Raw genomic sequence first — 8,154 nt, 5'->3', positions numbered from 1 at the left:
CGTTCCCGCGATCGTGGTGTTCCTCAACAAGTGCGACATGGTCGACGATCCGGAGCTTCTGGAGCTCGTCGAGCTCGAGGTTCGCGAGCTGCTGTCGTCCTACGACTTCCCGGGCGATGACATCCCGATCGTGAAGGGCTCGGCTCTCGTTGCGCTGAACGACGGCGACGCTGTGCTCGGCGAGGACGCGATCCTCGAGCTGATGACCCAGGTCGACGCCTACATCCCGCAGCCGGAGCGTCCGGTCGACCTGCCGTTCCTGATGCCGATCGAAGACGTGTTCTCGATCTCGGGCCGCGGCACCGTGGTGACCGGTCGCGTCGAGCGCGGCATCGTGAAGGTCGGCGAGGAAATCGAGATCGTCGGCATCCGTCCGACGCAGAAGACGACCATCACGGGCGTCGAGATGTTCCGCAAGCTGCTGGACCAGGGCCAGGCGGGCGACAACATCGGCGCGCTCTTGCGCGGCACGAAGCGCGAGGACGTGGAGCGCGGCCAGGTGCTGTGCAAGCCCGGCACCGTGACCCCGCACACGGAGTTCGAGGCCGAGGCCTACATCCTGACGAAGGAAGAAGGCGGCCGCCACACCCCGTTCTTCACGAACTACCGTCCGCAGTTCTACTTCCGCACCACGGACGTGACCGGCATCGTGACGCTGCCGGAAGGCACCGAGATGGTGATGCCGGGCGACAACGTGAAGGTGAAGGTCACCCTCATCGTCCCGATCGCGATGGAAGAGCGCCTGCGCTTCGCCATCCGTGAAGGCGGCCGCACCGTCGGCGCCGGCGTCGTCGCCAAGATCATCAAGTGAGCTTCGGCTCACCTAAGCCCCAGTCCGATGTGCCCGTCTCAAGGGGCGGGCACATCTTCGTAATTCCGGACGTAAGCGCTGAATCGAGGGCGCATCCATGAACGGTCAGAACATTCGGATTCGCCTGAAGGCGTTCGACCATCGCGTGCTCGACGCGTCGACCCGCGAGATCGTCAATACCGCGAAGCGCACCGGTGCGCAGGTTCGTGGCCCCGTGCCGCTGCCGACCCGCATCGAGAAGTTCACGGTGAACCGCTCTCCGCACGTCGACAAGAAGAGCCGTGAGCAATTCGAGATCCGCACCCACAAGCGGCTGCTCGACATCATCGACCCGACCCCGCAGACCGTCGACGCTCTTATGAAGCTCGATCTGGCGGCGGGTGTCGACGTCGAGATCAAGCTGTAACGCTGTGGGACGAAGAGAGGCCTGATCCAATGCGCTCAGGGTTGATCGCTCAGAAGGTCGGCATGACCCGCGTCTATAACGACGCCGGTGAGCACGTGCCCGTGACCGTGCTGCGCGTCGAGAACTGCCAGGTGGTGTCTCACCGCACGGCGGAGAAGGATGGTTATACCGCCCTTCAGCTCGGCGCCGGTCATGCGAAGCCGAAGAATACGTCGAAGGCCATGCGCGGCCATTTTGCCAAGGCCCAGGTGGAGCCGAAGCGCCAGATCGTCGAGTTCCGGGTTTCCCCCGAGAACCTGATCGAAGTCGGCGCCGAGATCACCGCGGACCACTTCATCGCCGGCCAGTTCGTCGATGTGACGGGAACGTCCATCGGTAAGGGCTTCGCGGGCGTCATGAAGCGCCACAATTTCGGCGGCGGCCGCGCCAGCCACGGCAACTCGGTGACGCACCGTAGCCATGGCTCGACCGGCCAGCGCCAGGATCCGGGCAAGGTCTTCAAGGGCAAGAAGATGGCCGGCCACATGGGTCAGGTGCGCGTCACCACCCAGAACCTGCGCATCGTCTCTACCGATCCGGCCCGCGGGCTGATCCTGGTGGAAGGCGCGGTGCCGGGTTCCAAGGGCGGCACCATTCTGGTGCGCGACGCCGTGAAGCGCGCTGCGCCGAAGGACGTGCCCATGCCGGGTTCGTTCCGGGTGCGTGACGCTGCTCCCGAAGCGGCTGCCGAGGCTCCGGTCGAGAAGGGGAACGAGTGATGGAACTCCAGGTCAAGACGCTCGACGGCGCCGAGGCCGGCTCGATCACGGTCTCCGACGAGATCTTCGGGCTTGAGCCGCGCGCGGACATCCTGCACCGCGTCGTGCGCTGGCAGCTCGCCAAGCGCCAGGCCGGCACGCACAAGACCAAGGACCGGTCCGAGATCGCTCGGACGGGCAAGAAGATGTACAAGCAGAAGGGCACCGGCCGTGCCCGTCACGGTGCCGCGAGCGCCCCGCAGTTCCGCGGCGGCGGTAAGGCCTTCGGTCCGGTGGTGCGTTCCCACGCCCACGACCTGCCGAAGCAGTTCCGTGCCCTCGGCCTGCGTCACGCCCTGTCGGCGAAGCTGAAGTCCGAGAGCCTGGTGATCGTCGACGACGCCACCGCGGCCGAGCCGAAGACCAAGGCGCTGCAGGCCAAGCTCGGCGCGCTGGGCTTCAGCGACGTGCTCGTGATCGGCGGCGCCGAGATCGACGCGAACTTCAAGCTCGCGGCGCAGAACCTGCACTATGTCGACGTGCTGCCGGTCCAGGGCATCAACGTCTACGACATCCTGCGGCGCGACACGCTGGTTCTGACCCGTTCCGCCATCGAGAGCCTCGAGGAGCGGTTCAAATGACGAACCTGAAGCACTACGACGTGATCGTCGCTCCGGTGATCACTGAAAAGGCGACCGTGCTTTCCGAGCAGAATAAGGTCGTCTTCAAGGTGGCGAAGACCGCCACCAAGCCGGAGATCAAGGCCGCTGTCGAAGCGCTGTTCGGCGTGAAGGTGACGGCCGTGAACACGCTCGTCCGCAAGGGCAAGGTTAAGCGGTTCCGTGGTGTCGTCGGGCAGCAGTCCGACGTCAAGAAGGCGATCGTGACGCTGGCCGAGGGCCAGTCGATCGACGTCACCACGGGCCTGTGAGTCGAGGTCGGACGCCATGGCACTGAAGCATTTCAAGCCGACGACGCCGGGCCAGCGCCAGCTGGTCATCGTCGATCGGTCCGACCTCTGGAAGGGCGCGCCGGTCAAGACTCTGACCGAGGGCCTCTCCTCGAAGGGCGGTCGCAACAACAACGGTCGCGTCACCGTCCGCTTCCGCGGCGGTGGACACAAGCGCACCTACCGCGTCGTCGACTTCAAGCGTCGCAAGATCGACGTGCCGGCGGTGGTGGAGCGTCTCGAGTACGATCCGAACCGGTCGTCGTTCATCGCGCTGATCAAGTACGAAGACGGCGAGCTGGCCTACATCATCGCCCCGCAGCGTCTGGCTGTCGGCGATGGCGTGGTCTCCGGCGCCGCGGTCGACGTGAAGCCGGGCAACGCGATGCCGCTCGGTTCCATGCCGGTCGGCACGATCGTCCACAATGTCGAGCTGAAGCCCGGCAAGGGTGGCCAGATCGCGCGCTCGGCGGGCACCTACGCCCAGATCGTCGGCCGTGACCAGGGCTACACGATCCTGCGCCTGAATTCGGGCGAGCAGCGCCGCGTTCTCGGCACCTGCTTCGCGACCGTCGGTGCGGTGTCGAACCCGGACCACGCCAACATCAATCTCGGCAAGGCGGGCCGCTCGCGCTGGCTCGGCCGCCGTCCGCACAATCGCGGCGTCACCATGAACCCGGTCGACCATCCGCACGGCGGTGGTGAAGGCCGCACCTCGGGTGGCCGTCATCCGGTGAGCCCGTGGGGCAAGCCGACCAAGGGTAAGAAGACCCGGCGCAACAAGGCCACGGACAAGTTCATCGTCCGCAGCCGCCACGCCAAGAAGTAAGGGGCTCAGCCGTGTCTCGTTCCGTCTGGAAAGGCCCGTTCATCGACGGGTATCTCCTCAAGAAGGCCGACAAGGCGCGTTCCGCCGGCCGGGCCGAGGTGATCAAGATCTGGTCGCGCCGTTCGACGATCCTGCCGCATTTCGTGGGCCTCACCTTCGGGGTCTACAACGGTCAGAAGCACATTCCGGTCCTCGTTCAGGAGGACATGGTCGGCCACAAGTTCGGTGAGTTCGCTCCGACGCGGACCTTCTACGGTCACGCGGCCGACAAGAAGGCGAAGAGGAAGTAACGATGGGTAAGCCGAAGCGCGAGCGGGCGCTCAAGGACACCGAGGCGAAAGCTGTCGCCCGGAGCCTTCGGGTTTCCCCTCAGAAGCTCAATCTTGTCGCCCAGCTCATCCGGGGCAAGAAGGTCGGTGCGGCACTTGCCGATCTGACCTTCTCGCAGAAGCGGATCGCTCGCGACGTGAAGAAGACGCTCGAGTCTGCGATCGCCAACGCCGAGAACAATCACGATCTCGACGTGGACGCCCTTGTGGTGGCCGAGGCGTATGTCGGCAAGGGCCTGGTGATGAAGCGGTTCTCGCCGCGCGGTCGCGGCAAGGTGGGCCGGATCGAGAAGGCGTTCTCGAACCTCACCATCGTCGTCCGTGAAGTCGAGGAGGCGGCCTGATGGGTCAGAAAGTCAATCCGATCGGTCTGCGCCTGGGCATCAACCGGACGTGGGACTCGCGCTGGTACGCCGACCGTGCCCAGTACGGCCAGCTGCTGCACGAGGATCTGAAGATCCGCGCGGCTCTGACCAAGGAGCTGAAGCAGGCCGGCGTCTCGAAGATCGTCATCGAGCGTCCGCACAAGAAGTGCCGCGTGTCGATCCACACCGCCCGTCCGGGCGTAGTGATCGGCAAGAAGGGCGCCGACATCGACAAGCTGCGCAAGCGCATCGGTGAGATGACGGACTCGGAAGTCCACCTCAACATCGTCGAGGTGCGCAAGCCCGAGATCGACGCCAACCTGGTGGCTGCCTCGATCGCCCAGCAGCTGGAGCGCCGCGTTGCGTTCCGCCGGGCGATGAAGCGGGCCGTGCAGTCCGCGATGCGCCTCGGAGCCGAGGGCATCCGCATCAACTGCTCGGGCCGTCTCGGCGGCGCCGAAATCGCGCGCATGGAGTGGTATCGCGAAGGTCGCGTGCCGCTGCACACCCTGCGCGCCGACGTCGATTACGGCGTGGCGACGGCTCGCACGGCCTACGGCACGTGCGGCGTCAAGGTGTGGATCTTCAAGGGTGAGATCCTCGAGCACGATCCGATGGCTTCCGAGCGCCGTGCGCTCGAAGGCGGCGGTGAGAGCGGTGGTGGACGCCGCCGGAGCGAGGCGGCCTGAGGGCCGACTTCCCTGACAGGCAGGCGGGAATAAGAGACGTACCATGCTGCAACCGAAGCGCACGAAGTTCCGTAAGCAGTTCAAGGGCCGCATCCACGGCGTCGCCAAGGGTGGGTTCGAGCTCAGCTTCGGCGGGTTTGGCCTGAAGGCCCTGGAGCCGGAGCGGGTCACCGCCCGGCAGATCGAGGCGGCGCGCCGCGCGATCACGCGCGAGATGAAGCGTCAGGGCCGCGTGTGGATCCGCGTGTTTCCGGATGTTCCGGTCACTGCGAAGCCCACCGAGGTCCGCATGGGTAAAGGCAAGGGCGCCATCGAGTATTGGGCGGCCAAAGTGAAGCCGGGCCGGATCGTGTTCGAGATCGACGGCGTGTCCGAGGAGGTGGCCCGCGAGGCGCTGCGTCTCGGCGCCGCGAAGCTCCCGATCCGCACCCGCTTCGTCCAGCGCATCGCCGAGTGACGGTGTCGTTCGGGTTCAAGGAGACGATTGCCATGAAGGCGAGCGACGTTCGGACCAAGACCGTCGATGAGTTGAACGACGAGTTGGCCAAGCTTAAGAAGGAGCAGTTCAACCTGCGCTTTCAGAAGGCGACGGGCCAGCTTGAGAACACCGCGCGCGTGCGGATTATCCGTCGCGACATCGCGCGGATCCAGACCATCCTGCGCGACAAACTGAGCGCTTGAGGAGGCAACCATGCCGAAACGCGTGCTTCAGGGCATCGTCGTCAGCGACAAGAACGACAAGACCATCGTGGTGAAGGTCGAGCGCCGCTTCACCCACCCGCTTCTGAAGAAGACGGTCCGGCGCACGAAGAAGTACCAGGCTCACGATGAAGCCAACACCTACAAGGTGGGCGACGTGGTGCTGATCGAAGAAGGTCGGCCGATGTCGAAGCTGAAGCGTTGGGTCGTGGTCGGCGCGGTCGCGTCGACCGGTGAAGCGGTGGCGGGCTGAGCCCGAGGAAGGTTCTCGGCCGCAACGGGCGGCCGGGATGACCCCGCGGGACAAGAGATTATAGAGGCGGCCAGTCATGATTCAGATGCAGACTAACCTCGATGTGGCGGACAACTCCGGCGCGCGTCGTGTCATGTGCATCAAAGTGCTTGGCGGCTCCAAGCGGAAGTACGCTTCGGTCGGCGACATCATCGTCGTCTCGATCAAGGAAGCGTCTCCCCGGGGCCGCGTCAAGAAGGGCGACGTGATGAAGGCGGTCGTCGTCCGCACGGCGAAGGACATTCGTCGTCCGGATGGCAGCGTGATCCGCTTCGACCGCAATGCGGCCGTGCTCATCAACAATCAGAAGGAGCCCGTCGGCACCCGTATCTTCGGACCGGTGCCGCGCGAGCTCCGCGCCAAGAACCACATGAAGATCATTTCGCTTGCGCCCGAGGTGCTGTGATGGCCGCAAAGATCAAGAAAGGCGACAAGGTCGTCGTCCTTGCCGGTCGTGACAAGGGTCGGACCGGCGAAGTCATCGAAGTCCGTCCGTCGGAAGACCGGGCGGTCGTTCGTGGTGTGAACATGGTGCGCAAGCATCAGAAGCAGAGCGCGAAGGAAGAGGGCGGCATCATCTCCAAGGAAGCCGCGATCCACCTCTCGAACGTCGCGCTGGCGGACCCGAAGGACGGCAAGCCGACCCGAGTCGGCTTCAAGGTCCTGGAGGACGGCCGCAAGGTGCGCGTTGCGAAGCGTTCGGGAGAGACGATCGATGGCTGAGGCGGTTTATGAAGCCCGGCTCAAGAAGCACTACGTCGACGTTGTTCGACCGAAGCTGATTGAAGAGTTCGGCTACAAGAATCCGATGGAAGTTCCGGCGATCGACAAGATCGTTCTGAACATGGGTGTCGGCGAGTCCACCGGCGACTCCAAGAAGGCGTCGGTCGCTGCCGGCGACCTGGCGAAGATCGCCGGCCAGAAGCCGGTCATCACCCGGGCCCGGCTGTCCATCGCGAGCTTCAAGGTTCGCGAGAACATGCCGATCGGCGCCAAGGTGACCCTGCGCCGCACCCGGATGTACGAGTTCCTGGACCGCCTGGTCACGATCGCGCTGCCGCGCGTCCGCGACTTCCGCGGCCTGAATCCGAAGAGCTTCGATGGCCGCGGCAACTATGCCATGGGCATCAAGGAACACATCATCTTCCCGGAGATCGACTACGACAAGATCGATCAGGTCTGGGGCATGGACGTCATCGTCTGCACGACGGCGAAGACGGACGACGAGGCGCGGGCCCTCCTGCGCGCCTTCAATTTCCCGTTCCGGCAGTGATCGGGCGGAGCGGAGTTTGACCGATGGCTAAGAAGAGCTCTATCGAAACCAATAACCGCCGGGCGAAGCTCGCCAAGCAGTATGCCGCGAAGCGCGCGCGTCTTAAGGCGGCTGCGGTCGATGAGTCCCTGTCGCTCGAAGAGCAGTTTCAGGCGCGCCTCAAGCTCGCCGAGCTGCCGCGGAATTCCGCGCTCGTGCGTGTGCGGAACCGCTGCGAGGTGACCGGGCGGCCCCGGGCGTATTATCGCAAGTTGAAGATGTCGCGCGTTGCGTTGCGCGAACTCGGCGGCCTCGGGTTGATCCCGGGCCTTGTCAAGTCGAGCTGGTAAGGAGAACGGTCCCATGACGATGACCGATCCCTTGGGTGACATGCTGACCCGCATCCGCAATGCGCAGATGCGACGCAAGTCCAAGGTCGCCACGCCGGCTTCGAGCCTGCGCGGCCGGGTGCTGGACGTTCTCGCGTCCGAAGGCTACATCCGTGGCTACACGTCCGTCGATTTCGAAGACGGGCGCTCGGAATTCGAGATCGAGCTGAAGTACTACGATGGCGAGCCCGTCATCCGGACGATCGAGCGCGTCTCGAAGCCCGGCCGGCGTGTGTATGCCTCGGTGAAGGCGCTGCCGCGCGTCGCCAACGGTCTCGGCGTTTCGATCCTGTCCACGCCGAAGGGCGTGATGAGCGATCACGACGCCCGCGACCAGAATGTCGGCGGCGAGGTTCTGTGCCGCGTCTTCTGATGCGGCGCCGGCTGGCACGATCCGCCGGCCGGTG

Annotated in this window: 17 protein-coding genes; all 17 read left to right on the top strand. The window is 65.0% G+C overall.

Annotated elements, in window-relative coordinates:
- Positions 1-811, top strand: an 811-nt coding sequence (locus tag BUF17_RS21230; RefSeq protein WP_073632537.1) for an elongation factor Tu, incomplete at its 5' end; no start/stop codon positions are given.
- A 97-nt stretch (positions 812-908) separates the two neighbouring features.
- On the top strand, positions 909-1,217 hold the full coding sequence (gene rpsJ, locus BUF17_RS21225; protein WP_073632535.1) for a 30S ribosomal protein S10: 309 nt from the start codon (positions 909-911) through the stop codon (positions 1,215-1,217).
- A gap of 29 nt (positions 1,218-1,246) precedes the next feature.
- A complete protein-coding gene (gene rplC, locus BUF17_RS21220; RefSeq protein WP_073632533.1) occupies positions 1,247-1,975 on the top strand; it encodes a 50S ribosomal protein L3 in 729 nt (242 codons plus the stop codon).
- Complete coding sequence (gene rplD, locus BUF17_RS21215) at positions 1,975-2,595, top strand: 50S ribosomal protein L4 (RefSeq protein WP_073632530.1); 621 nt, start codon at positions 1,975-1,977, stop codon at positions 2,593-2,595. The genes rplC and rplD overlap by 1 nt, the downstream gene beginning before the upstream one ends.
- Positions 2,592-2,885 carry a 50S ribosomal protein L23 gene (locus tag BUF17_RS21210; protein ID WP_073632528.1) on the top strand — a complete coding sequence of 98 codons (294 nt, stop codon included), beginning with the start codon at positions 2,592-2,594 and terminating at the stop codon, positions 2,883-2,885. The genes rplD and BUF17_RS21210 overlap by 4 nt, the downstream gene beginning before the upstream one ends.
- Positions 2,886-2,901: 16 nt before the next feature.
- Positions 2,902-3,732, top strand: coding sequence for a 50S ribosomal protein L2 (rplB, locus tag BUF17_RS21205; RefSeq protein WP_073632526.1), 831 nt, complete (start codon positions 2,902-2,904; stop codon positions 3,730-3,732).
- 11 nt (positions 3,733-3,743) lie between these two features.
- Positions 3,744-4,022, top strand: a complete 279-nt coding sequence (gene rpsS / locus BUF17_RS21200) for a 30S ribosomal protein S19 (RefSeq protein ID WP_073632524.1) — start codon at positions 3,744-3,746, stop codon at positions 4,020-4,022.
- A 2-nt stretch (positions 4,023-4,024) separates the two neighbouring features.
- Positions 4,025-4,405, top strand: coding sequence for a 50S ribosomal protein L22 (rplV, locus tag BUF17_RS21195; protein ID WP_073632522.1), 381 nt, complete (start codon positions 4,025-4,027; stop codon positions 4,403-4,405).
- The gene (gene rpsC / locus BUF17_RS21190) at positions 4,405-5,115 is read left to right on the top strand and encodes a 30S ribosomal protein S3 (RefSeq protein ID WP_073632520.1); all 711 of its coding nucleotides are present in this window, start codon (positions 4,405-4,407) and stop codon (positions 5,113-5,115) included. The genes rplV and rpsC overlap by 1 nt, the downstream gene beginning before the upstream one ends.
- A 43-nt stretch (positions 5,116-5,158) precedes the next feature.
- The gene (rplP, locus tag BUF17_RS21185; RefSeq protein ID WP_073632518.1) at positions 5,159-5,572 is read left to right on the top strand and encodes a 50S ribosomal protein L16; all 414 of its coding nucleotides are present in this window, start codon (positions 5,159-5,161) and stop codon (positions 5,570-5,572) included.
- Between the two features lie 32 nt (positions 5,573-5,604).
- Positions 5,605-5,796, top strand: coding sequence for a 50S ribosomal protein L29 (rpmC, locus tag BUF17_RS21180; RefSeq protein ID WP_073632564.1), 192 nt, complete (start codon positions 5,605-5,607; stop codon positions 5,794-5,796).
- A gap of 10 nt (positions 5,797-5,806) precedes the next feature.
- Positions 5,807-6,067, top strand: a complete 261-nt coding sequence (gene rpsQ / locus BUF17_RS21175) for a 30S ribosomal protein S17 (RefSeq protein WP_073632516.1) — start codon at positions 5,807-5,809, stop codon at positions 6,065-6,067.
- A 76-nt stretch (positions 6,068-6,143) separates the two neighbouring features.
- On the top strand, positions 6,144-6,512 hold the full coding sequence (gene rplN / locus BUF17_RS21170; RefSeq protein WP_073632515.1) for a 50S ribosomal protein L14: 369 nt from the start codon (positions 6,144-6,146) through the stop codon (positions 6,510-6,512).
- Positions 6,512-6,829 carry a 50S ribosomal protein L24 gene (gene rplX / locus BUF17_RS21165; protein ID WP_073632513.1) on the top strand — a complete coding sequence of 106 codons (318 nt, stop codon included), beginning with the start codon at positions 6,512-6,514 and terminating at the stop codon, positions 6,827-6,829. Before rplN ends, rplX begins: the two co-directional genes overlap by 1 nt.
- On the top strand, positions 6,822-7,379 hold the full coding sequence (gene rplE, locus BUF17_RS21160) for a 50S ribosomal protein L5 (protein ID WP_073632511.1): 558 nt from the start codon (positions 6,822-6,824) through the stop codon (positions 7,377-7,379). The genes rplX and rplE overlap by 8 nt, the downstream gene beginning before the upstream one ends.
- Before the next feature lie 23 nt (positions 7,380-7,402).
- Positions 7,403-7,708: a 30S ribosomal protein S14 gene (gene rpsN, locus BUF17_RS21155; protein WP_073632509.1), complete on the top strand. Its 306-nt coding sequence runs from the start codon at positions 7,403-7,405 to the stop codon at positions 7,706-7,708.
- A gap of 13 nt (positions 7,709-7,721) precedes the next feature.
- Entirely contained in the window at positions 7,722-8,120 is a 399-nt protein-coding gene (gene rpsH, locus BUF17_RS21150) for a 30S ribosomal protein S8 (protein WP_073632507.1), read from the top strand.
- Positions 8,121-8,154 lie beyond the last annotated feature (34 nt).

The sequence above is a fragment of the Pseudoxanthobacter soli DSM 19599 genome, assembly GCF_900148505.1.
GTDB classification, from domain to species: Bacteria; Pseudomonadota; Alphaproteobacteria; order Rhizobiales; family Segnochrobactraceae; genus Pseudoxanthobacter; species Pseudoxanthobacter soli.
The sequence above is the reverse complement of the archived record's forward strand: the minus strand, read 5'-3'. Positions and strand labels throughout refer to the sequence as shown.